The sequence below is a fragment of the Pseudomonas sp. CBC3 genome (assembly GCF_037967085.1).
Lineage (GTDB): Bacteria > Pseudomonadota > Gammaproteobacteria > Pseudomonadales > Pseudomonadaceae > Stutzerimonas.
Genome location: NZ_JBANEO010000003.1, coordinates 25,826 through 52,777 on the forward strand (window position 1 = coordinate 25,826; position 26,952 = coordinate 52,777).

Here is a 26,952-nt window from a genome sequence, read left to right on the forward strand (position 1 = left end):
TCGGCAGGCGAGTTCCGAAGCCCGTCTCGCCTGTTTAGACAAGTCATCAAACCGTCATAGACCGTTCACCGAAGCGACATTAGCCGGCCCTAAGGTCATGCCTCATCAGACGGCGGCCAACAAGGGGCTGCCGTCGTTCTCGATGAGGGAGGCGGTCCATGAGTGCAGTTATCCGTGTCGACAGTCTGAACAAGACTTTCGCAGGCAAGCGTGCCCTGCATGATCTGGCGCTGTCCGTGCAGCCGGGCGAGATGGTGGCGCTGATCGGCGCGTCCGGTTCCGGCAAGTCCACACTGCTGCGGCACATCGCCGGCCTGGCCTGCTGTGATCGCAGCGGCGGCAACATCCAGGTGCTCGGTCGCGAAGTGCAGTCAGCGGGACGCTTGAACGGCGACGTGAGGCGGTTGCGCGCAGACATCGGCTATATCTTCCAGCAATTCAATCTGGTCAACCGCCTCAGCGTACTGGACAACGTGCTGCTGGGCTTTCTTGGCCGCATGCCGCGCTGGCGCGGCTCTCTGGGCATGTTCACCGCCGAGCAGAAGCAGCAGGCGCTAGCAGCGCTGGAGCGTGTGGGGCTAGCCCATCGTGCCGAGCAGCGCGCTTCGACACTCTCAGGCGGTCAGCAGCAGCGGGTCGCCATCGCCCGTGCGCTCACCCAACAAGCCGAAGTGATCCTTGCCGACGAGCCGATCGCCTCGCTCGACCCCGAGTCCGCGCGCAAGGTCATGGACATCCTGGCTGACATCAACCGACGCGACGGCAAGACGGTGGTGGTGACCTTGCATCAAGTCGATTACGCCCTGCGTTACTGCCGCCGGGCGGTGGCACTCAAGGACGGTCGCATCCATTACGACGGCGCTTGTGCCGACCTAGATGGCCGCTTTCTCAACGATCTCTACGGCGCCGATCTCGACGCCAATCTTCTGTTTTCCGATCAGGCCCGCTCGCCTGCCGCAGCGTCGCTGGCGCCGGTCCGCGCGCTGAGCCTGGCCAAGGCCTGAACACCATTTCCCTTGATCCCACGTCATGCCAACCAAAGCGTCTATCTCTGACAGGAGCTTTTCCATGTTCAATCGTATTGGCCGCGTCCTTGCCGCCTCTGCCTTGCTGACCGGCTCGCTGCTGGGCGGCGCCCACGCGGATGATGGCAAGGAACTGAACTTCGGCATCATTTCCACCGAGTCGTCGCAGAATCTGCGAGCTGTCTGGGACCCGTTCCTCGCCGCCATGAGCGAGCGCACCGGGATGAAGATCAACGCGTTCTTCGCCCCGGATTACGCCGGCATCATTCAGGGCATGCGCTTCGATAAGGTCGATCTGGCCTGGTATGGCAACAAATCGGCGATGGAAGCCGTGGACCGCGCCGGCGGCGAGATCTTTGCCCAAACCGTCGCCGCCAATGGCGCTCAGGGCTATTACAGCCTGCTGGTGGCCCACAAGGACAGCCCGATCGACTCCGTCGAAGAAATGCTTAACGACGCGTCCAATCTGACCTTCGCTAACGGCGATCCGAACTCCACCTCGGGCTATCTGGTGCCGGGCTATTACGTCTTTGCCAAGAACAAGGTGGACGCCAACAAGATTTTCAAGCGCTCGCTCAACGGCAGCCACGAAGTGAACGCCCTGTCGGTGGCCAACAAGCAGGTCGACGTCGGCACCTTCAACAACGAAGGCATGGAGCGCCTGGAATTGACCGCGCCGGAGAAGGCCGCTCAGCTCAAGGTGATCTGGACGTCGCCGCTGATTCCCGCCGACCCCATGGTCTGGCGCAAGAATCTGCCGGAAGCGACCAAGGCCGGCATCCGCGAATTCTTCATGACCTATGGCGATCAGCCGAGCGAGATGAAGGTGCTGGCTGACCTGCAGTGGGGCAAGTTCCGCGCCTCCGATGACGATCAGCTGCTACCGATTCGCCAACTGGAGCTGTTCAAACAGCGCAGCGAAGTCGCCAACAACGCCAAGCTCGATGAAAGCGACAAGCAGGCTCAGCTAAAGGAGCTGGACGCCCAGCTTGCGGCGCTTGAGCAGCGCATGGCCGAGATCGAGCAGAAAACCGCCGCCGCTACGGCGGGCTGATCCGCTGGCCGCCGCGTAAGCGGCGGCCGACCTCTGTTTGCCGGAGCATCCATGACTTCTCTGACCGCACCTACCCCCGTTGCCGCATCGCAGAAACATTCGTGGTTCAAGCTGATCGGTTGGGGTCTTTTCCTGGCAGTGCTGGGCTGGTCTTGGCAAGGCGCCGAGATGAATCCGCTGGCGCTGATCCGCGACGGCGGCAATATGGCGACCTTCGCCGCTGACTTCTTTCCGCCGGACTTCAGCAACTGGGAGCTGTACCTCAAGGAAATGATCGTCACCGTGCAGATCGCCCTCTGGGGCACGGTGCTGGCGATCCTCTGCGCGATCCCGCTGGGCATTCTCTGCGCCGAGAACATCGTGCCCTGGTGGGTCTATCAGCCGGTCCGACGCGTGATGGACGCCTGCCGTTCGATCAATGAAATGGTCTTCGCCATGCTCTTCGTCGTAGCGGTTGGCCTCGGGCCTTTTGCCGGCGTGCTGGCGCTGTTCGTCGGCACCACCGGCGTGCTCGCCAAGCTCTTCGCCGAAGCGGTTGAAGCCATCGAACCGGGCCCAGTGGAAGGCGTCCGCGCTACCGGCGCCAGCGCCCTGCAAGAGGTCATATTCGGCGTCATTCCTCAGGTGCTGCCGCTGTGGATTTCCTACGCGCTGTATCGCTTCGAATCCAACGTGCGCTCGGCAACAGTGGTGGGGATGGTCGGTGCCGGCGGCATCGGCGTGATTCTTTGGGAGGCCATTCGCGGCTTCCAGTTCGGCCAGACCTGCGCCTTGCTGATCGTCATCGTGGCGGTGGTGAGCGTGATCGACATCGTTTCTCAGCGCTTGCGCAAATTGTTCATCTGACCGGAGAGGGACGCCGCGCGCGTCTTTTTTAGCCATGCACATGTCTAGACAACCGCAGCCGCGTTACCTGCAACTGGCCGCCCAGCTGCGTGAGGAATTGCGCCATTTGCAGCCTGGCGACCAGCTGCCCGGCGAGGTTCAGCTGGCGACACGTTTCGCGGTGAATCGTCACACGCTGCGCCGCGCCATCGACGAACTGGTCAGCGAGGGCCGGGTGCTGCGCCAGCAGGGCAGAAGCACACGGGTACTGGAGCGACCGCTGATTTATCCGCTGGCCGCGGGCAGTGCTTACAGCGAGTCGCTTTCGGCGCAGGGTCTCGGCGTCCAGGCGCGCCTGCTGCAGCGGCAGCTGCGTCCGGCCACCGTCGAGGAGGCCGGATACCTGCAACTGGGCGAAGGCGCGCCGGTGGTCGAGCTGCACACCTTGCGTCTGTTGGACGAACAACCGGTGAGCCTGATCCGCCACCGTTTCTGTGCCGGCCGCCAGTCGCTGCTGGGCGATTACAACGGCGGTTCGCTGCGCCAGTACCTGTCCGACCGTGATTTGCCACTGCACCGCGCTTTCAGCCTGATCGGCGCGCGGTTGCCCACGCACGATGAGGCCGATCAATTGCTGATGCCGCGTCACGCGCCGTTGCTGACCGTGCTCACCCTTTCCCATGACCTGGCCGGCCGGCCGGTGGAGCTGTCGTTGTCGACCAGCCGAGCCGACCGTTTCCAGTACCAGGTCGCTACCTGATGGAGACGCGCATGACCCCTGAAATTGCCACCCGCCAGCGCTGGATGGGCGTGCTCGCCCGTGCCGGCAATGAGCTGGCGCCTTACGAGGCCGAGCTCAAGGACATCGAGTACCAAATGGTGCGGGCGCCGGAGATCGGCATGACCCTGGTCCGCGGTCGCATGGGCGGAACCGGCGCCGCGTTCAACCTTGGCGAGATGAGTGTGACCCGCTGCGTCGTGCGTCTGGGCGACGGCCGCACCGGTTACAGCTACGTGGCCGGGCGCGACAAGCGTCACGCCGAACTGGCCGCGCTGGCCGACGCGCATTTGCAGGGGCGCGATCAGGCGCGCTGGCAGCAGCAACTGATCGCACCGCTGGCGGCTGCACAGGCAACCCGCCGCGCCGCGCAGGACGCCGAGACGGCCAGTAGCAAAGTGGAATTCTTCACCCTGGTGAGAGGAGAGGACTGATGAGCGCAAACCTGTTGCACGCGGCACTCGATGATCAGGTGCTGGACAGCCAGCGTATTTTCCGCGCCGCGCTCAAGGCCCTCGCCGAGCCCGGCCTGGCGCAGCCGCTGATTGCTGTTCCGGCCCTCGATCCGCTGGCGTCGGCGACTTACGCCTTGTGCCTGAGCCTGCTCGATGGCGAGACGCGGTTGTGGCTGGCGCCCGCCTTCGATACGCCGACGGTGCGCACCAACCTGGCATTTCATTGTGGGTGCCCGATCGTTGCTGAGCGCGAAACGGCCGATTTCGCATTGCTCGACGCGCAGGCGCTGGATGACCTGTCCGGTTTCTGCACGGGTAGCGAACGTTTCCCCGACCAGTCCTGCACGCTGCTGGTCCAGCTCGATGGCCTCGACAGTGGCCCGACGTTGAGCTGGAGCGGCCCCGGCATTCTCGGCCAGCGCGAGGTGAGCCTGCCGGTGCCCACCACGTTCTGGCAGCAGCGCGCCGCCCGCAATGATTTCCCCCGCGGGCTGGACCTGTTCTTCGCCGCCGACCAGACCGTGCTCGGCTTGCCCCGCAGCACCCGCATCGCGCCATCGATAGAGGAGGTAGCCTGATGTATGTAGCCGTCAAAGGTGGCGAACAGGCCATCGACAATGCCCACCGACTATTGGCGAAGAAGCGCCGTGGCGACACCGCCTTGCCCGAATTGAGCGTCAGTCAGATTCGCCAGCAGCTGCCGCTGGCGGTGGCGCGGGTCATGGCCGAAGGCTCGCTGTTTGACGAGGAGCTGGCTGCGCTGGCAATCAAGCAGGCGGCTGGCGATCTGCTCGAAGCCATCTTCCTGCTGCGCGCCTATCGCACCACGCTGCCGCGCTTTGGCAACAGCGTGCCGCTGGAAACCGCGCAGATGCGCCCGACGCGACGGATCTCGGCGACCTTCAAGGATCTGCCCGGCGGTCAGCTGCTCGGCCCGACCTTCGACTACAGCCATCGCCTGCTGGACTTCAGCCTGCTGGCCGAAGGCGAACATCCCGGTCCGGAGCTTGATCCTCAAGCCGAGCTGGCGGCCTGTCCGCGCGTGCTCGACCTCCTTGCCCAGGAAGGCTTGATGAAACCGGAACGCGGCGACGACCACGGCGTGCCGGATATCACCCGCGAACCCCTGGAGTTTCCCAGCGACCGCGCCCAGCGCTTGCAGGCGCTGGCTCGTGGTGATGAGGGCTTTCTGCTGGCGCTGGGCTACTCGACCCAGCGCGGCTATGGCCGCAATCACCCCTTCGCGGGAGAAATCCGCATCGGCCAGGTTGAGGTCTGGATGGAACCGCCGGAATTGGGCTTCGCCGTGCCGCTGGGCGATATCGAGGTGACCGAGTGCGAGATGGTCAACCAGTTCGTTGGCGGGCAGGGCATCGACCCGCAGTTCACCCGCGGCTACGGGCTGGCCTTCGGCTACGCCGAGCGCAAGGCGATGGGCATGGCCCTGGTCGACCGTGCGCTGCGCGGCGCCGAATATGGCGAGACGGTGCAAGGCCCGGCGCAGCAGGAGGAATTCGTGCTGATGCACTGCGACAACGTCGAGGCTGGTGGCTTCGTCTCGCACCTCAAGCTGCCCCATTACGTCGACTTCCAGTCCGAACTGGAACTGATCCGCAAGCTGCGCCGTGCACCGGTCGAGGAGACCGTTACGGCCCAGCCTGAACCCAACGCCGAGGAGCGCCGCGCATGAACATGACTGTCACTGAACGTCAGCCCGGCGCGACGGAGCAGGGCTATAACTTCGCCTATCTCGACGAACAGACCAAACGCATGATCCGCCGTGGCCTGCTCAAGGCCGTGGCGATTCCGGGTTACCAGGTGCCCTTCGGTGGTCGCGAAATGCCGCTGCCCTATGGCTGGGGCACCGGTGGCATGCAGCTGACCGCCGCCATTCTCGGCGCCGAGGATGTGCTCAAGGTGATCGACCAGGGCGCCGACGACACCACCAATGCGGTGTCGATCCGCCGCTTCTTTGCACATACGGCGGGCGTCGCCACCACCACCCGCACGCCTGACGCGACGCTGATTCAGACCCGCCACCGAATCCCGGAAACGCCGCTGCGCAACGACCAGATCATGGTCTTCCAGGTGCCGATTCCCGAGCCGCTGCGCTTCATCGAACCCTCGGAGAGCGAGACCCGGACCATGCACGCCCTTGAGGACTACGGGGTCATGCACGTCAAGCTCTACGAGGACATCGCCACCTTCGGCCATATCGCCACCAGCTACGCCTATCCGGTGACGGTGGACGGTCGCTACGTGATGGATCCCTCGCCGATTCCCAAATTCGACAATCCCAAGCTGGACATGAGCCCGGCGCTGATGCTGTTCGGTGCCGGGCGCGAGAAGCGCCTTTATGCGCTGCCGCCTTACACCGACGTGCGCAGCCTGGACTTCGAGGATCACCCCTTCGCGATTCAGGCCTGGGATCAGTGCTGCGCCTTCTGCGGCAGTGACAGTTCCTACCTCGACGAGCTCATCGTCGACGACGCCGGCACCAAGCAATTCGTCTGCTCCGATACCGACTACTGCACGCAACGCCGCGACGCCCAGGAGGCCGCCGAATGAACGCCGCGCTCGATCTGCAACAACCTGCCAGCCGCCTCGATCAGCCGTTGCTTTCGGTACGCGGGCTGACTCGCCTGTACGGGCCGGATACCGGCTGCCAGGGCGTCGACTTCGACCTCTATCCGGGTGAGGTGCTGGGGATCGTCGGTGAGTCCGGCTCCGGCAAATCCACGCTGCTCAGCCTGCTCTCCGGGCGCTGCCAGCCTGATCGGGGTTCGGTGAGCTACCGCGGCCGGGATGGCGCCTGGCTCGATCTGTATGCCGCCAGCGAGGCCGAGCGTCGCAGCCTGCTGCGCACCGAGTGGGGCTTCGTCGAACAGAATCCGCGCGACGGCCTGCGCATGGGCGTATCGGCAGGTGCCAACATCGGCGAGCGGCTGATGGCCCAGGGGCAGCGCCATTACGGCCAGCTGCGCCAGGCCGGGCTGGACTGGCTGAGCCAGGTGGAGATTGACCCAGCGCGTATCGATGATCTGCCGCGCACCTTCTCCGGCGGTATGCAGCAGCGTCTGCAGATCGCCCGCAACCTGGTTTCCGGGCCGCGCCTGGTGTTCATGGACGAGCCCACCGGCGGCCTCGACGTCTCGGTGCAGGCCCGCCTGCTCGATCTGCTGCGCGGGTTGGTGCACGAGCTGGACCTGGCGGTGGTGATCGTTACCCACGACCTCGCCGTGGCGCGGCTGCTGGCTGATCGGCTGATGGTCATGCGCCGCTCGCGGGTGGTGGAAACCGGGCTGACCGACCAGATTCTCGACGACCCGCAGCACCCTTATTCGCAGCTGCTGGTGTCTTCGGTGCTGCAGCCATGAGTGCGTTCGATCCGCAACTCCGCATCCCGCACCCCAGCCCTCTCCCAGAGGGAGAGGGGGCGGTTATGTGCAGGGCCGTAGCCTCGATTGTTGGGCTGGGCGCCGCGAGGCCGCAATTCGCAGCTGCAGGTATCGACGATACCTCAGCCTTAAGTGGCCTCCCGCAACTCCGCATCCCTCACCCCAGCCCTCTCCCAGAGGGAGATGGGGCGGTTATGTGTAGGGCCGTAGCCTCGATTGTTGGGCTGGACGCCGCGAGATCACATCAGACACCAAGGCCCGCGTCGACCAACCCCTTCACTCTGCTGAGGACATCCGGGGCGAAACAGACCGGGTCCGTCTGTACGCAGGTCCTTGCGCCCACGGCGATCTGCCCCCTCTCCCTCCGGGAGAGGGTTGGGGTGAGGGCAAGCCGGCCCACGCCAATGCTGGCCAATTCACCGCTATCCATTCAGCCCATCTTCGGGGATCGCCCATGAACAACCCGATCGAAGTCCGCAACCTGCGCAAGTCCTTCACGCTTCACCAGCAGCACGGCGTAACCCTCGATGTGCTGCGCGAGGTCAGTTTTGCCGTCGCGCCCGGCGAATGCCTGGTGCTCCACGGACGCTCCGGTGCCGGTAAATCCACCCTGCTGCGCTGCCTGTACGGCAATTACCTGGCCACCGGCAGCATCCGTCTGCGCCATCGTGGCGAACCGCTAGAACTGGTCGGCGCCGAGCCACGACAGATGCTGGCGGTCCGTCGCGAAAGCCTCGGCTATGTCAGCCAGTTTTTGCGTGTGATTCCACGCGTGCCGTGCCTTGAGGTGGTCATGGCGCCGGCGCTGGCGCGGGGTTGGAGTCGACAGGACGCGCAGGCCCGTGCGGAGAGCCTACTGACCCGGCTGAACATCCCCAAGCGGCTCTGGCAACTGGCACCCGGCACCTTTTCCGGTGGTGAGCAGCAGCGCGTGAATCTGGCGCGCGGCTTCATGGTGCAGTGGCCGGTGCTGTTGCTGGACGAACCCACCGCCTCGCTCGACGAGGCGAACTGCCGAGTGGTGCTGGAACTGATCGCCGAAGCCAAGGCCGCCGGGGCAGCGCTGATCGGCATCTTCCATGACCGTGCCATACGCGAGGCAGTCGCCGATCGCTATCTGGACATGACTGCCGAGGAGCATCGCCATGCCTGCTGAACTGATACTGAGCAACGCGCGGATCGTCATGGCCGACCGGGTGATCGACGGCACGCTGGTGATCCGTGACGGCCTGATCGCAGATGTGAGCGAGGGCCGCAGCCAGCTGCCACAGGCTCAGGACCTGAACGGTGACTACCTGATGCCAGGGCTGGTCGAGCTGCACACCGACAATCTGGAAAAGCACATGACGCCGCGTCCCGGTGTCGACTGGCCTTCGGCCTCGGCGGTGCTGACCCACGACGCGCAGATTGTTGCCGCAGGGATCACCACGGTGTTCGATGCCTTGTCCATCGGCGACATCAACCCGCGCGGCAAGCGCATGCAGCAGCTGCCCGCCATGCTCGACGCCATCGCCCAGGCCGAGGCAGCCGGAGACACCCGCGCCGATCATCGGCTACATCTACGTTGTGAGGTTTGCCATCCGGATGCGCTGCCGGTGTTTCGCGACCTGGTGGAACATCCGCTGGTGCAGTTGGTATCGGTGATGGACCACTCGCCCGGCCAGCGCCAGTTCGCCCAGACGGAGAAGTACCGCGAGTACTACATGGGCAAGTACCACCTCAACGAGGCGGAGATGGATGCGTTTAGCGATCAGCAGACTGCCAATTCCCGCCAGTACAGCGACCGCCAGCGCCGTGCCATCGTCGAAATCTGCCAAGCGCGTGGCCTGGCGTTGGCCAGCCACGACGACGCGACGCTCGCGCACGTCGAGGAGTCGGCCGGCTTCGGCATGGCCATCGCCGAGTTTCCCACGACCTTCGAAGCGGCGCATGCCAGCCATACCCGTGGGCTGAAGGTGCTGATGGGCGCACCGAACATCGTTCGCGGTGGTTCGCATTCGGGCAACATTGCAGCGGCTGATCTGGCACGCCACGGTGTGCTGGACATACTCTCCAGCGATTACTATCCGGCCAGTCTGTTGCAGGCGGCGTTTATGCTCTCGGCGCTGGGCAACGACTATGACTTGCCGAAGGCCATCGCCGCGGTCAGCCTGGCGCCGGCTCAGGCAGCGGGCCTGGACGACCGTGGCGAAATCCGCGTCGGTCTGCGTGCGGATCTGCTGCAGGCGAGCGACAGGCATGGCCAGCCGGTGGTCCGACAGGTATGGCGGCAAGGCAGAAGGGTCTTTTAATGAAGGGACGGATGACGGGACGACTGATCTATCTGATGGGGCCTTCCGGCTCAGGCAAGGACAGCCTGTTACAAGCGGCCAGCGAGCCGCTGCAGGCGCGTGGGTGCCGGATCGCCCGGCGCGTCATCACCCGATCCGCCGAGGCGGTGGGGGAGGATGCCCTGGCGGTGAGCGAGGCGGAGTTCGAGCAGTTGCGAGCGACCGGCGCCTTCGCCCTGCACTGGCGGGCCAATGGCTTGCACTACGGCATTTCCCGGGAGATCGACGATTGGCTGTCGGCGGGACAGGATGTTCTGGTCAATGGCTCACGCGCCTATCTGGCCGAGGCGCGCCGGCGTTATCCGCAACTGCAGGCGGTCCTGCTCACGGTGTCGCTGCCGGTGCTGCGTCAGCGGTTGCTGGCACGGGGGCGTGAATCGCTCGAGGAAATAGACGCACGGCTGGCCCGCAACGACCAGTTTCAGACAGCGGGGCAGGGCGAGGCGCTGGTATTGGACAACTCCGGGCCGCTGGAAGAAACCATGCAGCGCCTGCTGCAGCTGATCGAACGGGGTCGCGCATGCGCCTGATCATTCTCGGCAGCGGCAACGCCCGTCAGGTACCGGTATACAACTGCGATTGCGTCGCCTGTTGCCGGGCTCGCGCCGATTCGACCTGGCGTCGCGGACCCTGCTGCGCATTGATCGAATGCGGCTCGCAGCGCTGGCTGGTCGACAGCGGCCTCACCGATCTGACCGAGCGTTTCGCGCCGGGCAGCCTCAGCGGCATTCTGCAAACCCATTACCACGCCGATCACGCCCAGGGCCTGTTGCACCTGCGCTGGGGGCTCGGGCTGCGGATTCCAGTGCATGGCCCGCAGGACCCCGAGGGGCTGGCCGATCTCTACAAGCACCCCGGTATCCTGGATTTTTCCCAGCCGTTCGCGGCGCTGGAACGACGTGAGCTGGGTGAGCTGAGCGTTACCGCGTTGCCGCTCAATCATTCAAAGCCGACCCTGGGCTACCTGTTCGAAGGAATGGGACGGCGCATCGCCTATCTCACCGACACCCTTGGCGTACCCGACGCCAGCCTGAGCGTGTTGCGCCAGCGCTCGCTCGATTTGCTGGTGCTGGACTGTTCGAGCCCACCCCAGGAGGCGCCGCAGAACCATAACGATTTGACCCGCGCGCTGATGGTCATAGCCGAGCTGCAACCGCGCCAGGCGGTGCTGACTCACATTGGCCACAATCTGGACGCCTGGTTGCTGGAGCATCCCGACGCGCTGCCAGCCGGAGTCAGCCTGGCCGGTGACGGCCAGTCTCTCTGAGCACGCTGGACCCGCAGGACGTCGCCACCAAGATGGATGCCGAATGAATTCGACCGATGCTTCACCGGCGCCAGCTTCGCAGCCGAGCCAGGCCGCGCGCCGCCTGACCCTGGTCATGTGCATCGCAGAAACCCTGGGAATGGCAGGCTTCGCGCTGTTCGCCGCGTTGCTGCCCGAGTTTCAGTCACTCTGGCACCTGGACAACACCGAAGCGGGCTGGATCGGTGGTGGTTTCTTTCTGGGCTACATGCTCGCGGTGCCGGTCCTGACCGGGTTGACTGATCGTCACGACGCGCGGCTGATCTATCTCTGGGCGATGCTGCTGACCGCGTTCGCCAGCGCCGGCTTCGTGCTGGCCGATGACTTCTGGTCGGCGCTGCTCTGGCGCGTAGTGGCAGGGATCGGCTTGGCCGGCACCTACATGCCCGGGCTAAAGGCCTTGTCCGAACGGATCGAGGGGCCGGCGCAATCGCGCGCTATCGCGTTTTACACGGCGAGCTTCGGGCTCGGCACGGCATTGTCCTTCCTGCTTTCCGGCGAGCTGGCGAAGCTCGGCGGCTGGCAACTGCCGGCGCTGCTCAGCGGGGGCTGCGCGCTGTTGGCCTGGGTGATGGTCTGGCGCGGCCTGCCGCCCAAGCCGGTTACCGCGCACGAGCCGCGTCGCCTGCTGGACCTGGCGCCGTTGACGAGCCGTCCCGTCATCGCCTATTGCCTGGCCTATGCCATGCACAACCTGGAGCTGTTCGCCTTCCGCGCCTGGCTGGTGGCGTTCATCGTGTTTGCCGGCGATTGGCAGGGTCAGTCGCCCTGGCTGAGCGGCACCTGGGTGGCGATGATCGCGACCCTGATCGGCATGCCAGCGAGCATCATCGGTAACGAAATGGCGATCCGCTTTGGTCGGCAGCGCTGGCTGGTCGCAGTAATGCTGTTTTCGGCGGTGCTCGCCTGCCTGCTCGGGCTCGGCGCGGCGCTACCGTTCTGGGCGCTGCTGGTGCTCATCGTGTGCTACAGCGTTACGGTCACGGCCGACTCGGCGGCGCTGACTGCCGGGCTGGTGGCGGTTGCGCCGGTCAGCCACCGCGGCGCTGTCATGGCGCTGTATTCCTGCACCGGCTTTACCGGCGCGTTCCTCGGCCCGCTGCTGTTCGGCATGGTGCTCGATGCGCTGGGCGACGAACAGCTGGTGGGCTGGTGGGCGGCGTTCGCTTTAATGGGACTCCTGCTGGTGATCGGCCCGCTGGCGCTGCGCTGGGCGAGTCGCCGTTCCGAGCCACGGCGCGAGCCGCAACAGGCCTGATCTCGCGTTAATCCAACGGCAACTCCGTCGTCCGCTTCACTTCACTCATGGCGATATGCGAGTGCGCTTCCTGCACATGCGGTCGCTGCAGCAGCTGATCACGCAGGAAGCGTTCGTAGCTGTCGATATCCTTGGCCACGACCTTGAGCAGATAATCCGACTCGCCGGCCATGGTGTGGCACTCCAGCACTTCGGGGTAGCCGACCACCGCGCGCTCGAATTCGTCGAGGTTGCTGCGTCCGTGGGCGGACAGCTTGATGTTGACGAACACCGTCATGTTCAGCCCGAGCTTCTTGGGGTTGAGCAGGGCGACCTTGCGTTCGATCAGCCCTTCTTCCTGCATCCGATGGATGCGTCGCCAGCAGGGCGATTGCGATAGCTCGACCTTTTCTGCGATCTCGGCGGCGGAGAGGTCGGCGTTGTGTTGCAGCAGCAGCAGAATCTTGCGGTCGATGCTGCTCAGCGGGGTCTGCATGGTTGTTCCTGTTTTGTTGTTGTTAGTGGATGGATCATGCACGCGAAGGCGCTTACACCGCAAAAGTAGAAAGAAAATCTCTCTTCGTCACGGCCAGACTCTTATCCAACGCGCAACGGTGGGGTGATCCCCCGCTGGACGCTGGCGTGGGGCGGCTTACCGTGCAGCTGCCCACGACTTTTTAGGCGGACAGTGAACAGCACTGTCCAGACTCCGATAAAAACAAACAGGAGCGCCACATGTCATTGGCCGAGATCCGCCTGGATGACAAGTACCGGCTCGCAACCGGACATCTGTACCTCACCGGCACCCAGGCGCTGACCCGCCTGCCGATGCTGCAGCATCAGCGCGACCAGGCTCAGAACCTGAATACCGGTTGCTTCATCTCCGGCTATCGCGGCTCGCCGTTGGGCGGGTTGGACAAGAGCCTCTGGGAAGCGCGCGACTATCTCAAGCAGAACGCCATTCACTTCCAGCCGGGCCTCAACGAGGAACTGGCGGCGACGGCGGTCTGGGGCAGTCAGCAAACCAATCTGTTCCCCGGCGCGAAATACGACGGTGTCTTCGCCATGTGGTACGGCAAGGGGCCGGGCGTCGACCGCGCGGGCGACGTGTTCAAGCATGCCAACGCCGCCGGTGTCTCGCCCCATGGCGGCGTGCTGCTGCTGGCCGGCGATGACCACGGCTGCAAATCCTCGACGCTGCCGCACCAGAGCGAGCATGCCTTCATCGCGGCCTCGATTCCGGTGCTTAACCCGGCTAACGTTCAGGAAATCCTCGATTACGGCATCCTCGGCTGGGAGCTGTCGCGCTATTCGGGCTGCTGGGTGGCGCTCAAGACCATCGCCGAAAACGTCGATTCGTCCGCCGTGGTGGAAGTCGATCCGTTGCGCGTCAGCGTGACCATTCCGGACGATTTCGAACTGCCCGAAGACGGCGTGCACATCCGCTGGCCGGACCCGCCACTGGCGCAGGAAAAACGCCTCAACCTGTACAAGATCTACGCCGCGCGCGCCTTCGCCCGTGCGAACAACCTCAACCCGATCATGCTCGATTCGCCCAACCCGCGCCTGGGCATCATCACTACCGGCAAGAGCTATCTCGACGTGCGCCAGGCCCTGGATGACCTCGGGCTGGACGAAGCGCTGTGCGTCCAGGTCGGCCTGCGGGTGCTCAAGGTGGGCATGAGCTGGCCGCTGGAACCGGTCTCGGTGCACGAATTCGCCCAAGGCCTGGACGAAATTCTGGTGGTCGAGGAAAAGCGCAGCATCATCGAAGACCAGCTCACTGGGCAGCTCTACAACTGGCCATTGGACAAGCGCCCGCGCGTAGTGGGCGAGTTCGACGAGCACGGCACATCGCTGCTGCCGAACCTCAGCGAGCTGACCCCGGCGATGATCGCGCGGGTAATCGCCAAGCGCCTCGCGCCGATCTACACCAGCGACAGCATCCAGGCACGGCTCGCGTTTCTTTCCGCCAAGGAGAAGGCCCTGGCCGCGCATAGCTACAACACCGTGCGCACCCCGCATTACTGCTCCGGCTGCCCGCACAACACCTCGACCAAAGTCCCCGAGGGCAGCCGCGCCTCCGCCGGCATCGGTTGTCATTACATGGTGCAGTGGATGGATCGGCGCACCGAGACCTTCACCCAGATGGGGGGCGAGGGCGTCAACTGGATCGGCCAGGCGCCGTTCACCGACACCCCGCATGTGTTTCAGAATCTCGGCGACGGCACCTATTTCCACTCCGGCAGCCTTGCCGTGCGTGCAGCGGTGGCATCGGGCGTCAACATTACTTACAAGATTCTCTACAACGACGCGGTGGCCATGACCGGCGGCCAGCCCATCGACGGCGAGCTGCGTGTGGATCAGCTCAGCCGGCAGATCGCCGACGAAGGCGTCAAACGCATCGCTTTGGTCAGCGACGAGCCGGACAAGTACCCGAGCCGCGATGGCTTCGCGCCGATCACCAGCTTCCATCATCGCCGCGACCTGGACGCCGTGCAGCGCGAGCTGCGCGAGTTCAAGGGCGTCTCGGTGATCATCTACGACCAGACCTGCGCCACCGAAAAGCGTCGTCGGCGCAAGCGCGGCAAGCTGGAGGACCCGGCCAAGCGTGCCTTCATCAACCCCGCCGTGTGTGAGGGTTGCGGGGACTGTGGCGAGAAGTCCAACTGCCTCGCCGTGCTGCCGCTGGAAACCGAGCTGGGGCGCAAGCGCGAGATCGACCAGAACGCCTGCAACAAGGACTTCTCCTGCGTCGAAGGCTTCTGCCCGAGTTTCGTTACCGTGCATGGCGGCGGGTTGCGCAAGCCGGAAGCGGTGGGTGCCAGCCTCGATCCGGCAAAGTTGCCGGAGCCGCAACATCCGACCCTCGAACGTCCATGGAACGTACTGATTCCCGGCGTCGGCGGCAGCGGTGTGACGACCCTCGGCGCGCTACTGGGCATGGCGGCGCATCTGGAAGGCAAGGGTTGCACCGTGCTCGACCAGGCCGGCCTGGCGCAGAAGTTCGGCCCGGTGGTCACCCACGTACGCATCGCCGCCAAGCAGGATGACATCTATGCCGTGCGCATCGCAGCGGGCGAAACCGATCTGCTGCTGGGGTGCGATCTGGTGGTGGCGGCCGGTGACGATTCGCTGACTCGCCTCAACGATCAGATCAGCCACGCGGTGATCAACAGCCATGAGGCGGCGACGGCGGAATTCACCCGCAACCCCGACGCCCAGGTGCCGGGCAAGGCCATGCGCGAAGCGCTGATGGATGCGGTGGGTGCCGAGAAGACGCACTTCATCGACGCGACTCGGCTGGCGACCCGGCTGATGGGCGACAGCATCGCCACCAACCTGTTCCTGCTCGGCTTTGCCTATCAGCAGGGGCTACTGCCGCTATCGGCCGAAGCCATCGAAAAGGCCATCAGCATCAACGGCGTGTCCACCGAGCTGAACCTGCAGGCGTTCCGCTGGGGGCGGCGTGCGGTGCTGGAGCGCGAGGCGGTGGAACGGCTGGCGCGTCCGGCCGAGCAGGTCGAACCAATTCGCCAGACCCTGGAAGAAATCGTCGACTGGCGTGTGGATTTCCTCACCAAGTACCAGAGCGCGGCCTATGCCAAGCGTTACCGGGCGATGGTCGAGCGTGTGCGCAAAATCGATACGGCCGACGATGTGGCCCTGTCCAAGGCGGTGGCGCGGTACTACTTCAAGCTCTTGGCTTACAAGGACGAGTATGAAGTGGCGCGGCTGTACAGCGAGCCGGAATTCCGCGAGCAGCTGGAAGCGCAGTTCGAAGGCGACTACAAGCTGCAATTCCATCTGGCGCCGGCCTGGCTGGCCAAGCGCGACAGCGCCACTGGCGAGCCGCGCAAGCGCGAACTTGGGCCTTGGGTGCTGAACGCCTTCAACGTGCTGGCGAAGCTGAAATTCCTGCGCGGGACGCCGCTGGATGTGTTCGGTTACGGCCATGACCGTCGTGTCGAGCGCGAGCTGATCGGCGAGTACGAGCGCAACCTCGATCAGCTCCTGGCCCAGCTCAAGCCGACCAACTACCGCACCGCCGTGGCCATCGCCGCGCTGCCGGAACAGATCCGCGGCTACGGCCCGGTGAAGGAGCGCTCCATCACCAAGGCACGTCAGCAAGAGAAGGTGCTCAAGGAGCAACTGAGTCGCGGCGACGAGGTGCAGAGCGTGCGGTTGTTCGAGCCGGCGGCGTAAGGGCTTCAGCGTAGGGGGGGCGGGCGGCGCTCTTCAACGTAGGGTGGGCTTTAGCCCACCAGCGGAGTTCAGCGTACTGGTGGGCTAAAGCCCACCCTACAGGGCCTACCTGCGCGGCGACGAGGTGCAGCTTCGTAGGGTGGGCCGGGCGGCGTTCCGCTTCAGCCCACCAGAGTCATTGGCGCCCGTAGCCGGTGGGCTAAAGCCCACCCTACGGTTTGGCTCTATGCACATGCTGTTCATTACAAATTTTCAACGGCCTCGATGAACCGGGCCCGAATCAAACAATAACAGAGGAATCCTCAATGTCCGTCTTCACCCATCCCGATTTCGATAACCACGAACAGGTGGTCTTCTGCCACGACAAGGCGTCGGGTCTGCGCGCCATCATCGCCATTCACGACACCACGCTCGGCCCGGCGCTGGGCGGTTGCCGGATGTTCCCTTACGCCAGTGACGACGACGCCGTGCGCGATGTGCTGCGCCTGTCCCGTGGCATGACGCTCAAATCGTCGCTGGCGGGCCTCAAGCTCGGCGGCGGCAAGGCGGTGATCATCGGCGATCCGCATATCGGCAAGAGCCAGGCGCTGCTGCATGCCATGGGCGATTTCGTTGACAGCCTCGGCGGGCGCTACATCACGGCGGCGGATTCGGGCACTGGCGACGCCGAGATGCAGGCCTTCGCCCAGCGCACCCGTCATGTGATGGGCGCATCGCCGCGCACGCTGCTCGACGGCAGCATCGCCAGTGGCGATCCATCGCCGTCCACCGCGCTCGGCGTTTTCGTCGGCCTTAAGGCAGCCGTGCAGCATCGGCTGGGACGCGATGATCTGACTGGTATCAAGGTGGCGATCCAGGGTGTCGGCCATGTCGGTCTGGGCCTGGCCCGGCATCTCAAACAGGCCGGAGCCGAGCTGTGGGTCTGCGACATCTTCGATGCAAACGTACAGCGCGCCATGGAAGAGCTCGGCGCCAACGCGGTACGCCCGCACGACATTTATGGCCTGGATGTGGATGTCTTCGCGCCCTGCGCCATGGGCGGCATCCTCAACGCCGAGACCTTGCAAAGTCTGCGCGCGTCAGTGATCGCCGGTGCGGCGAACAACCAGTTGGCGAGCCCGGAGATTGGCGTCGAGCTGCAGCGCCGTAATCAACTCTACGCGCCGGATTACGCCATCAATGCCGGCGGCATCATCGACGTCTACTACCAGCGCATCGGTGGCAGCGCGGCGCAGACCGATGCGCACGTCAAAGGTATCGGTGACACCCTGCGTGAGATCTTCAGCCGGGCCGCCGTCAGTGGCGAACCAACCTCGGTCATCGCCGACCGCCTGGCCCTCGAGCGGCTGCAGACCGGTGAGACCCTGGCACATCCGAGCGAGCAGCGCCTGCACGCTTAGCGATCTCCGACGGCCCCGTGCCGTCTGTCCGTACTGCCGAGCCATTCGTGAAAGACGCAGACAAGCGCGGCGCCCATGGGCGCCCCTTGTCGTCGAGCGCCCGCACGCCGCGTGTCGTCTCGTCCGTGTACATCCCTGACAAAAACAACAAGCAGGAATCCGCATGACTGAAAAAAGCAGCCTCGCCGCCGGTACGCTCGGTGGCGCCTCCGTTCGTACTCAGCAAAGCGCGGCGCGTGGGCTCTGGTCCTCGCGCTGGGTGTTCTTCCTGGCCGCCACCGGCTCGGCCGTCGGCCTCGGCAATATCTGGAAATTTCCCTACATCACCGGCGAAAACGGCGGCGGTGCCTTCGTACTGGTCTATCTCGGTTGCATCCTCACCATCGGCATTCCGTTGCTGATGGCCGAGGTGCTGATCGGCCGGCGCGGGCGGCAGAATCCGGCCGGTGCGGTCGCCAACCTGGCCCGCGAGGCCGGCGCCAGTCTGCATTGGCGTACAGTCGGCTGGCTTGGCGGATTCACAGGTTTTCTCATTCTGAGCTTTTATGTCGTGGTGGCTGGCTGGGCGCTGGCCTATGTGCCGACAACACTCAGCGGCAGCTTCACCGGCGCGGATGCGGCGGCCAGCGCCGCACTGTTCGATGCGCTGTTGACCGACCCGCTGCGGCTGGTGCTGTACGGCTCGGCGGTGCTGGCGGTGACCATGCTGATCGTCGGGCTCGGCGTGCGCGACGGGCTGGAGCGTGCGTTGCGTTTCATGATGCCGGGGCTGTTCATTCTGCTGCTAGGGCTGGTCGGCTATGCCGCTGTGGCCGGTGATTTCGCCCGGGCCGTCGAGTTCCTGTTCGTACCGGACTTCTCCGCACTGAGCGCAGAGAGCATGCTGCTGGCCCTCGGGCATGCGTTCTTTACCCTGAGCCTCGGCTGCGGCGCCATGATGGCCTACGGCTCGTACCTGCCCAAGGGTGTCTCGATCGCCAAGACCTCGCTGCTGGTGGCCTTGGCCGACACCTCGGTGGCGCTGTTGGCCGGGCTTGCGATCTTTCCGCTGGTATTCGCCAACGGTCTCGAGCCGGGCTCCGGTCCGGGGCTGATCTTCGTCACGTTGCCGATTGCCTTTGGCCAGATGCCGCTGGGCCAGCTGTTCGGTGGGCTGTTCTTCGTCATGCTGGTGCTGGCTGCGGTGAGCTCGACCATCTCCCTAAGCGAACCAGGCATCGCATGGCTCAACGAACGCTTCGGCATCAGCCGCGCCAAGGCCGTGCTGACCACCGGCGCTGTGCTCTGGCTGCTCAGCCTTGCCAGCGTGTTCTCCTTCAATCATTGGGCCGATTATCAGCTGTTCGGACGCACCTTCTTCGACAGCATGGACTACCTCACCGCCAACTGGCTGATGCCGCTGGGCGGGCTGGGGACGGTGCTGTTCACCGGCTGGGTGCTCAAGGAGAAGGTAGTGCGCGAGGCGGTTGGTATCGTTCATCCCGGCTGGTTCCGTGTGTGGTGGAACCTGCTGCGCTTCGGCACGCCGGTGGCGATCGGGTTGGTGTTCTTCAGTCTGATTGGGGTGATCTAGGCATCGGCGTTGCCCAGGCTAGGTCGCGGGGCGCTTGGTTGAGTGCCAACTCAATGCCGCGCTTTGGTGGGCTGAAGCGGAGCGCCGCCCGGCCCACCCTACCGGGGATTCAGCTGTAGGGTGGGCTTCAGCCCACCCCCCCCTACGTGAAGACCTTGAACACCCGCTGCGGCGCCTTGTCGCACTGGCTCGTCAACTTTTCGTTACGCATGGAAAGTTGGAGGACCAGCATCTGCGGCACGTCTGGTGCTGTAACGAAAAGCTGACGGACAACCTGTGTCGCCGCCAGGTCGGGAACTTGAAACGGGATTGTCCGGCGTGCTGCGCTGGGGTGTGATGGGAGCCGCCATGTCCGTGCGACACCAGAACAATAAGCAGGAGGCGCAATGAACGCTGTGACCAAGATCGAGCAGCACAACCCCATCGGCACCGACGGTTTCGAGTTCGTCGAATTCACCGCGCCGAATGCCGAGGGCATCGAGCAGCTGCGTCAGTTGTTCACCCAGATGGGCTTTACCGAAACGGCCAAGCATCGCTCCAAAGAGGTTCGGCTGTTCCAGCAGAACGACATCAATATCGTGCTCAACGGCAGCCCCAGCGGCCATGTCCGCGAGTTTGCCGAGAAGCACGGGCCGAGCGCCTGTGCCATGGCGTTCCGGGTTAAGAACGCCGCTCAGGCCGCCACCTATGTCGAATCCCAAGGCGCCAAGCTGGTGGGCAGCCACGCCAACTTCGGCGAGCTGAATATTCCCTGCGTCGAAGGTATTGGCGGCTCGCTGCTGTATCTCGTTGATCGTTACGGTGACAGGTCGATCTATGACGTCGACTTCGAGTACATCGAAGGCCGCACGCCGAACGACAATGCCGTCGGGCTGATGTGCATCGATCACCTGACCCACAATGTCATGCGCGGGCAGATGGACGTCTGGTCCGGCTTCTACGAGCGCATCGCCAACTTCCGCGAGATTCGCTACTTCGATATCGAAGGCAAGCTCACCGGCCTGTTCTCCCGCGCGATGACCGCGCCGTGCGGCAAGATCCGTATCCCGATCAACGAGTCGGCGGACGACAAGTCGCAGATCGAGGAATTCATCCGCGAGTACCACGGCGAGGGCATCCAGCACATCGCCCTGTCCACCGGCGACATCTACGCGACCGTGCGCCAGCTGCGCGCCAATGGCGTGGACTTCATGAGCACGCCGGATACTTACTACGAGAAGGTCGACACCCGCGTCGCCGGACATGGCGAGCCCACCGAGGTGCTGCGCGAGCTGAACCTGCTGATCGACGGGGCGCCTGGGACCGGAAAATCAGGTGACGACGGCATCCTGCTGCAAATCTTCACCAACACGGTGATCGGCCCGATCTTCTTCGAAATCATCCAGCGCAAGGGCAATCAGGGCTTCGGCGAAGGCAACTTCAAGGCGCTGTTCGAATCCATCGAGGAAGACCAGGTTCGTCGCGGCGTGATTGGGGGCGAGTAAAACGGTCGGAACGTCGCCTGGGCCAGCATGTAGGGTGGGCCGGGCGGCGTTCCGCTTCAGCCCACCACTTCCAAGTCCGCCGATTCGGTATCGGTGGGCTAAAGCCCACCCTACATCGGTTCCGCGCCGCCCTTTTAACTCAGGGATATCCATGGATAGCAATCAAGCGATAACAGCTGACCCATCAAGCGCGCCAGCAACGCTCAAGCTCTACGGCTACTGGCGCTCCAGCGCGGCCTATCGAGTGCGCATCGCTCTGAATCTCAAGGGGCTGGCGTTCGAGAATCTGCCGGTGCATCTGGTCAAGGATGGCGGCCAGCAGCATTCAGCTGACTATCGGGCCCTCAATCCACAAGGCCTGGTGCCGTTGCTGGTCGATGGTGACGAGCGCATCGGCCAGTCGCTGGCGATCTTCGAATACCTGGAAGAAATCTTCCCGCTACCGCCGCTGCTGCCGGACGATCCCGCCGATCGCGCGCGGGTGCGCTCGCTGGCGTTGCATATCGCTTGTGATGTGCATCCGCTGAACAACACACGCGTGCTGCAGTACCTGAGCGGCACGCTGGGCGTGGAGGCCGAGGTCAAGAACGAGTGGGTCCGTCATTGGATCGCTACCGGCCTGGCGAGCGTCGAGCAGGGGCTAACCCCGTTCGAGGGCAGGTTGTCACTCGGCAGGCGTCCGGGTTACCTGGAGGCATGTCTGATTCCACAGGTATACAATGCGCGCCGTTTTGCCTGTGACCTCACTGCGTACCCGCGCATCCTCGAGATGGTCGAACGCTGCGAAACCCTCGAAGCCTTTGCCAAAGCAGCTCCGGAGGTGCAGCCCGACGCTCAATAAAGGTTTATCCGCCTTGCACATTCCGTCGCGCTACGAGCGTGGCGGGTTCGATTTTCGTCACAGATAAAAACAAACAGGTGACGCATGACCCGTGAAAAACCCAAGAACCTCTGGCTGTCCCGCTGGGGCTTCATTCTCGCCGCGACCGGTTCCGCAGTCGGCCTCGGCAATATCTGGAAATTCCCCTACATCACCGGCGAATACGGTGGTGGCGCCTTCGTGTTGATGTACCTGGCGTGCATCCTGGCCATCGGCATTCCGGTGATGATGACCGAGATCGCCATCGGCCGGCGTGGCCGCGGCAGCCCCATCGATGCGATTGGCCGCGCGGCGCGTGAAAACGGCAGCAGTCCATTGTGGAAGGGCGTCGGCGGCATGGCCATGGCGGCCGGCTTCTTGATCCTCTGCTTCTACGTAGTGGTCGCCGGCTGGGCCTTCGCCTATACCCTGAAAATGCTCGACGGCTCTTTAGCCGCCACCTCGGTCGACGGTATGGCGCAGGTATTCGAGGCGCACAACGGCAACCCCTGGCAGCTCGGCGGCTGGAGCCTGCTGGTAGCACTGCTGACACTGTGGATCGTCGCCAAGGGCGTGCAGAAGGGCATCGAGAATGCGGTGCGCTGGATGATGCCGGGACTCGCCGTGCTGCTGCTAGTCCTGGTCGGCTACGCTTTCACAAGTGGCGGCTTCGATCAGGGCTTCGCTTTCCTGTTCAGCTTCGACACCTCGAAAATTACTGGCGAAGCCTTGCTGGCCGCCCTCGGTCACGCTTTCTTCACGCTTAGCCTGGCGTCCGGCGCGATCCTCACTTATGGCTCGTACCTGCCCGATGACAAGTCCATTGCCCGTACGACTTTCACGGTCGCCATCATCGATACCTGCGTGGCATTGCTGGCGGGCCTGGCGATTTTCCCGATCATATTCGCCAACGGCATGGACCCTACCGCCGGACCGGGGCTGATCTTCATGAGTCTGCCGCTGGCCTTCCAGCAGATGCCGTTCGGCACCGCCTTCGGCGTGCTGTTCTTCGCCATGGTTTCCCTCGCCGCGCTGACTTCGGCCATTTCGATGATCGAGGCCACTGTCGCCTACCTCAACGAAAAACATGGCATCAGCCGCCTCAAGGCGGCCATCGGCTCCGGCGCGGTCTTGCTGGTGATTAGCCTGCTGGCGATGCTCTCGTTCAACCTGCTGTCGGGCTGGACGCCGCTGGGCAAGAACTTCTTCGACTGGCTGGACTACCTGACCTCGCGCTGGATGATGCCGCTGGGCGGGATTTTCATCGTGGTCTTTGCCGGATACGCGCTGCGCAGCGACATCATGCGCGACGAGCTGGACCTGCCACCGCTGGGCTATGCGCTGTGGCTGTTCATGGTGCGCTATGTCTGCCCCGTGCTGATCCTGATGGTATTTCTGCATGCCCTCGGTTGGCTGGGCTTCGACCCGCTGGTGCGCTGGTACTGGATCGTCGGCGCCATCGGCGTACTGACCATCCTTGGCGAAGGCCTGCGGCCACGGGTGATGCCGGCGCTCGCAGGACGCTGAGTTCGCCAGCCCATCTGGTGCGTTAACGGAACGGCACGCTCGGCATGAGCGTGCCGTTTTTGCTTGTGCATGGGCGCTTTTCTAAATTGCCACAAGATATATCGCTGGTCCGTCAGTGAGGCATCGAAAGCCCCTGTTCATGGAGGCTGTAGCCCGTTTCGACCGAAATTCGATGGATTAAAGATTCATCGGCAGACGCCGACAGATCGGTAATGCAACGGATGCTCAGCCAGGCCCGGGATTGCCGCCTTGATCCAGAACAAAACAAATGGTTGCTCTCATGTCTAGCCGTCTCAAGTTCAGCCACAAGATATTGCTGGCCGCGTCACTCGTAGTGATCGCGACCTTCGCCCTGTTCACGCTCTACAACGATTACCTGCAGCGCAACGCCATTCGCGACAATCTCCAGGGCTACCTGAGCGAGATGGGCGATAGCACCGCGCACAACATCCAGAGCTGGCTTGCCGGCCGTCTGGTGCTGCTGGAAAGCGTGGCGCAGACCATCACCCATGACAGCTCCGGCGGGGCGGTCAATTCGCTGGTCGCGCAGCCGGCGCTCAGCTCCACGTTCGCCTTTACCTATCTGGGTCGCGCCGACGACGGCGAGTTCATCGTTTATCCCCGCCTCGAATTGCCGGCAGACTTCGATCCGCGCCAAAGGCCCTGGTACAAGGACGCCATCAGCGCGGCAAGTACGACGCTGACCGAGCCCTATCTGGACACCGCTACCAAAGAGTTGGTCATTTCCGCGGCAACGCCAGCCAAACGTGGTGGCCAAAACCTCGGCGTGGTCGGTGGTGACCTGAGCCTGCGCATGCTGGTGGACAGCATCAACGCGCTGGACTTCGACGGCATGGGTTATGCCTTCCTGGTCAGCGGCGACGGTAAGATATTGGTGCACCCGGACAAGACCAAGGTGATGAAGACCCTGGCCGAGCTCTACCCGCAAAACACCCCCGCGCTCACCAGCAACTACAGCGAAGCCGAGCTCGACGGCGAGACGCGGATCGTCAGCTTCAGCCCGGTCCCTGGCCTGCCCTCGGTGACTTGGTACGTCGGCATCTCGGTAGACAAGGCCAAGGCCTACGCGGCGCTGTCGAGCTTCCGCACTACGGCTGTGCTGGCCACCGTTATCGCCGTTGCCTTCATCATGCTGCTGCTGGGCATGCTGATTCGCGTGCTTATGCGCCCGCTCACCGAAATGGGGCGGGCCATGGAGAACATCGCGGCGGGCGAGGGCGACCTCACCCGGCGGCTGAAGGTCGAGTCGAATGATGAATTCGGCACCCTGGCGTTGGCCTTCAACCGCTTCGTCGAGCGTATTCACGGCTCGATCCGCGATGTGGCATCGGCGACCGAGCAGGTTAACGAAGTGGCGCAGCGCGTGCTGACGGCTTCCAACTCCTCCATGGTCAACTCCGATGAGCAGGCCAGCCGCACCAACAGCGTGGCCGCCGCGATCAATGAGCTCGGCGCCGCCGCTCAGGAGATCGCCCGCAACGCCGCCGATGCCTCGCAGCAAGCCAGCGGCGCCAGCCATCAGGCCGAAGACGGACGCAAGGTGGTCGAGCGGAACATCGTGGCGATGAAGCAGCTGTCGAGCAACATCAGCGCGTCCTGCGAGCAGATCGAAGCGCTCAACAGCCAGACCGTCGGCATCGGCCAGATTCTCGATGTGATCAAGGGCATTTCCGAACAGACCAACCTGCTGGCGCTCAACGCCGCCATCGAAGCGGCCCGCGCCGGTGAAGCTGGCCGTGGCTTCGCGGTGGTGGCCGACGAGGTGCGCAGCCTGGCCCATCGGACCCAGACCTCCGCGCAGGAGATCCACGGCATGATCGAGAAGCTGCAGGTCGGCGCACGTGATTCGGTGACCACCATGACCGAAAGCCAGCGCCAAAGCGAGGCCAGCGTCGACATCGCCAACCAGGCCGGCGAGCGGCTCGGCAGCGTGACCCAGAGCATCGGCGAGATCGACGCGATGAACCAGTCGGTCGCCACCGCCACCGAGGAGCAGACCTCAGTGATCGAGTCGCTGAACATGGATATCACCGAGATCAATACCCTCAACCAGGAAGGCGTGGAGAACCTGCAGTCAACCTTGCGTGCTTGTGGCGACCTCGAACAACAGGCCGCTCGCCTCAAGCAGTTGGTCGGCAGCTTCCGTATCTGACCCGAGCAGGCGCACCGCCAGAGGCGAAGCTCGGGCCTGTCAGTGGCCCGTCTTCGTCGTGGCTGGCATGTTGGTCGAGGTTGCCAGCTCCAGCGCCTGCACCGTGCTGTACTGCGCATTGGTGCCATGATTGGCCCCTTCGTTGATGCGCAGGTCGATCGTCAGTCCGGACACGGCTGACAGGCGTTCGGCCAGCTCCCGCGCATTGCCCACCATACGCCGCTCGGCCATGTGGCGCTGGCGTGGATCGGTCAGCGGATCGTCGGCGGCGGGTTCTTCCGCGCTGCCGGCGGTGACCAGCAGGCGCGCCTGCACGGGATGCTGTTTCACCCCCTTCTCGAACGTCGCCAGGCTGCGCTCGATATAGCCGTTGTGCCACCAGATCGACGGGCTGGCGGCGACATAGCCGCTGAACGCCTGCGGTCGGTTGAGCAGCGTGTAGAGGGTGAACAGCCCGCCATAGGAATGCCCGAACAGCGTCTGCCGCGCCGGATCGACCGGATAGCGCTCGGAGATCATCGGTTTGAGCTCGGTTTCGAGAAACTCCAGGAAGCGCTCGGCGCCGCCGGAGGGTGGCGGTTCGCGGCCGGGCAGCCGCTGACGGTCCTCAGCGTCGGGTGTGTAGTCCTCGGCGCGCGCCTTGAATTCGTAGAGTCCCTCGCCCGGATAGCCGATGCCGACGATCAGAACGGAGTTGCGCAAGGTCGGATCGGGGCGGGCTTCTAGCGCCTGGGCCTGGATCGCCAGCGAAGGGAACAGTGCATTACCGTCGAGCACGTAGAGCACCGGATAGCCACCGGGTGGCGGTTCGTGCTGTGGCTGCGAGACGAAGATGCGGTAGTCGCGGTCGGTGTGCTGCGAATGCAAAAGGCGCTGCTCGGCCTGCGGCAGTGTCACGGCTTGCCACTCTTGGGCAGTGGACGCCGCTGCCGGCACTAGGTACGCACTGAGGCTGGCAGCCAGGGCCAATACGAGCCGCTTCATGGCAGTGTTCCATCGCTTGACGGCAAGGCACCCTCCTGCCAATCGACCTGCAGCGCTTCCTCGCCGGAGAAGCGCTGGAGGTGATCGGCGATGACGAAGCGCAGGCGTTTTTCGGCATCGCCGGGCTCGGCCTGACAATCGATCAGCAGGCGGTCGGCTTCGGCGCGCATCTGGCAGTTGCCGAAGGCGAAATCGATCTCTGCGCGGGCCTCGTCGAAGCGCACGTCACCCTTGTGGGCGAAGTGTTTGCACAGGCGGGTCATATTGCGCGCGGCGCGTGGTGTGGGGACTACGGCGTGAAACTGAGACATGGCGTTCTCCATGGCGAAGCCGCCAAC

At 64.2% G+C, this 26,952-nt stretch carries 24 protein-coding genes and 1 pseudogene; 22 read left to right on the forward strand and 3 right to left on the reverse strand.

What is annotated here, in order from left to right:
• Positions 1–158: 158 nt before the first annotated feature.
• From phnC to V6943_RS12690, 14 genes are all read left to right on the forward strand, one after another.
• On the forward strand, positions 159–1,004 hold the full coding sequence (gene phnC / locus V6943_RS12625; protein WP_340553781.1) for a phosphonate ABC transporter ATP-binding protein: 846 nt from the start codon (positions 159–161) through the stop codon (positions 1,002–1,004).
• A gap of 64 nt (positions 1,005–1,068) precedes the next feature.
• Positions 1,069–2,079, forward strand: coding sequence for a phosphonate ABC transporter substrate-binding protein (phnD, locus tag V6943_RS12630; protein ID WP_340553783.1), 1,011 nt, complete (start codon positions 1,069–1,071; stop codon positions 2,077–2,079).
• A 51-nt stretch (positions 2,080–2,130) separates the two neighbouring features.
• A complete protein-coding gene (gene phnE, locus V6943_RS12635; protein WP_131650912.1) occupies positions 2,131–2,925 on the forward strand; it encodes a phosphonate ABC transporter, permease protein PhnE in 795 nt (264 codons plus the stop codon).
• Positions 2,926–2,959: 34 nt separating this feature from the next.
• Positions 2,960–3,664, forward strand: coding sequence for a phosphonate metabolism transcriptional regulator PhnF (gene phnF / locus V6943_RS12640; RefSeq protein WP_340553784.1), 705 nt, complete (start codon positions 2,960–2,962; stop codon positions 3,662–3,664).
• A complete protein-coding gene (gene phnG, locus V6943_RS12645; protein ID WP_340553786.1) occupies positions 3,664–4,116 on the forward strand; it encodes a phosphonate C-P lyase system protein PhnG in 453 nt (150 codons plus the stop codon). The genes phnF and phnG overlap by 1 nt, the downstream gene beginning before the upstream one ends.
• Positions 4,116–4,715 (forward strand): phosphonate C-P lyase system protein PhnH, encoded by a 600-nt coding sequence (gene phnH / locus V6943_RS12650; protein ID WP_340553787.1) that lies wholly within the window; start codon positions 4,116–4,118, stop codon positions 4,713–4,715. Before phnG ends, phnH begins: the two co-directional genes overlap by 1 nt.
• The gene (locus V6943_RS12655; RefSeq protein WP_340553788.1) at positions 4,715–5,827 is read left to right on the forward strand and encodes a carbon-phosphorus lyase complex subunit PhnI; all 1,113 of its coding nucleotides are present in this window, start codon (positions 4,715–4,717) and stop codon (positions 5,825–5,827) included. Before phnH ends, V6943_RS12655 begins: the two co-directional genes overlap by 1 nt.
• Before the next feature lie 2 nt (positions 5,828–5,829).
• On the forward strand, positions 5,830–6,705 hold the full coding sequence (locus V6943_RS12660) for an alpha-D-ribose 1-methylphosphonate 5-phosphate C-P-lyase PhnJ (protein ID WP_340554691.1): 876 nt from the start codon (positions 5,830–5,832) through the stop codon (positions 6,703–6,705).
• Positions 6,702–7,514 carry a phosphonate C-P lyase system protein PhnK gene (phnK, locus tag V6943_RS12665; RefSeq protein WP_340553790.1) on the forward strand — a complete coding sequence of 271 codons (813 nt, stop codon included), beginning with the start codon at positions 6,702–6,704 and terminating at the stop codon, positions 7,512–7,514. The genes V6943_RS12660 and phnK overlap by 4 nt, the downstream gene beginning before the upstream one ends.
• Before the next feature lie 475 nt (positions 7,515–7,989).
• A complete protein-coding gene (gene phnL / locus V6943_RS12670) occupies positions 7,990–8,691 on the forward strand; it encodes a phosphonate C-P lyase system protein PhnL (RefSeq protein WP_340553791.1) in 702 nt (233 codons plus the stop codon).
• Entirely contained in the window at positions 8,681–9,826 is a 1,146-nt protein-coding gene (locus V6943_RS12675; protein ID WP_181105123.1) for an alpha-D-ribose 1-methylphosphonate 5-triphosphate diphosphatase, read from the forward strand. The genes phnL and V6943_RS12675 overlap by 11 nt, the downstream gene beginning before the upstream one ends.
• 11 nt (positions 9,827–9,837) lie before the next feature.
• The gene (gene phnN, locus V6943_RS12680) at positions 9,838–10,395 is read left to right on the forward strand and encodes a phosphonate metabolism protein/1,5-bisphosphokinase (PRPP-forming) PhnN (RefSeq protein ID WP_197445860.1); all 558 of its coding nucleotides are present in this window, start codon (positions 9,838–9,840) and stop codon (positions 10,393–10,395) included.
• Positions 10,386–11,132, forward strand: a complete 747-nt coding sequence (phnP, locus tag V6943_RS12685; protein WP_340553793.1) for a phosphonate metabolism protein PhnP — start codon at positions 10,386–10,388, stop codon at positions 11,130–11,132. The genes phnN and phnP overlap by 10 nt, the downstream gene beginning before the upstream one ends.
• A 43-nt stretch (positions 11,133–11,175) precedes the next feature.
• Positions 11,176–12,429, forward strand: a complete 1,254-nt coding sequence (locus V6943_RS12690) for an MFS transporter (RefSeq protein ID WP_340553794.1) — start codon at positions 11,176–11,178, stop codon at positions 12,427–12,429.
• Positions 12,430–12,436: 7 nt separating this feature from the next.
• On the opposite strand, the gene V6943_RS12695 is transcribed toward V6943_RS12690, so the two are convergent.
• Positions 12,437–12,904, reverse strand: coding sequence for an Lrp/AsnC family transcriptional regulator (locus tag V6943_RS12695; protein WP_128121983.1), 468 nt, complete (start codon positions 12,902–12,904; stop codon positions 12,437–12,439).
• Between the two features lie 239 nt (positions 12,905–13,143).
• Between V6943_RS12695 and V6943_RS12700 the strand changes: the two genes are divergently transcribed.
• From V6943_RS12700 to V6943_RS20465, 8 genes and pseudogenes are all read left to right on the forward strand, one after another.
• Positions 13,144–16,614: an indolepyruvate ferredoxin oxidoreductase family protein gene (locus V6943_RS12700; RefSeq protein ID WP_340553798.1), complete on the forward strand. Its 3,471-nt coding sequence runs from the start codon at positions 13,144–13,146 to the stop codon at positions 16,612–16,614.
• Positions 16,615–16,919: 305 nt separating this feature from the next.
• Positions 16,920–18,014: a Glu/Leu/Phe/Val dehydrogenase dimerization domain-containing protein gene (locus V6943_RS12705; protein ID WP_340553799.1), complete on the forward strand. Its 1,095-nt coding sequence runs from the start codon at positions 16,920–16,922 to the stop codon at positions 18,012–18,014.
• Positions 18,015–18,177: 163 nt separating this feature from the next.
• Positions 18,178–19,587 carry a sodium-dependent transporter gene (locus V6943_RS12710; RefSeq protein ID WP_340553800.1) on the forward strand — a complete coding sequence of 470 codons (1,410 nt, stop codon included), beginning with the start codon at positions 18,178–18,180 and terminating at the stop codon, positions 19,585–19,587.
• Positions 19,588–19,973: 386 nt separating this feature from the next.
• On the forward strand, positions 19,974–21,071 hold the full coding sequence (gene hppD, locus V6943_RS12715; protein ID WP_340553802.1) for a 4-hydroxyphenylpyruvate dioxygenase: 1,098 nt from the start codon (positions 19,974–19,976) through the stop codon (positions 21,069–21,071).
• A gap of 151 nt (positions 21,072–21,222) precedes the next feature.
• The gene (gene maiA, locus V6943_RS12720) at positions 21,223–21,912 is read left to right on the forward strand and encodes a maleylacetoacetate isomerase (RefSeq protein WP_340553803.1); all 690 of its coding nucleotides are present in this window, start codon (positions 21,223–21,225) and stop codon (positions 21,910–21,912) included.
• An 84-nt stretch (positions 21,913–21,996) separates the two neighbouring features.
• On the forward strand, positions 21,997–23,457 hold the full coding sequence (locus tag V6943_RS12725) for a sodium-dependent transporter (protein ID WP_181105108.1): 1,461 nt from the start codon (positions 21,997–21,999) through the stop codon (positions 23,455–23,457).
• A 280-nt stretch (positions 23,458–23,737) separates the two neighbouring features.
• Positions 23,738–24,724: pseudogene (locus tag V6943_RS20460) on the forward strand (cache domain-containing protein); the annotation flags it as partial.
• A gap of 141 nt (positions 24,725–24,865) precedes the next feature.
• Positions 24,866–25,630 (forward strand): methyl-accepting chemotaxis protein, encoded by a 765-nt coding sequence (locus V6943_RS20465; protein ID WP_445324141.1) that lies wholly within the window; start codon positions 24,866–24,868, stop codon positions 25,628–25,630.
• A 39-nt stretch (positions 25,631–25,669) separates the two neighbouring features.
• Here V6943_RS20465 and V6943_RS12735 read toward each other — a convergent pair whose 3' ends face one another.
• Positions 25,670–26,614 (reverse strand): alpha/beta hydrolase, encoded by a 945-nt coding sequence (locus V6943_RS12735; RefSeq protein ID WP_340553807.1) that lies wholly within the window; start codon positions 26,612–26,614, stop codon positions 25,670–25,672.
• Complete coding sequence (locus V6943_RS12740) at positions 26,611–26,925, reverse strand: DUF2218 domain-containing protein (protein WP_340553808.1); 315 nt, start codon at positions 26,923–26,925, stop codon at positions 26,611–26,613. The genes V6943_RS12735 and V6943_RS12740 overlap by 4 nt, the downstream gene beginning before the upstream one ends.
• Between the last annotated feature and the right edge of the window lie 27 nt (positions 26,926–26,952).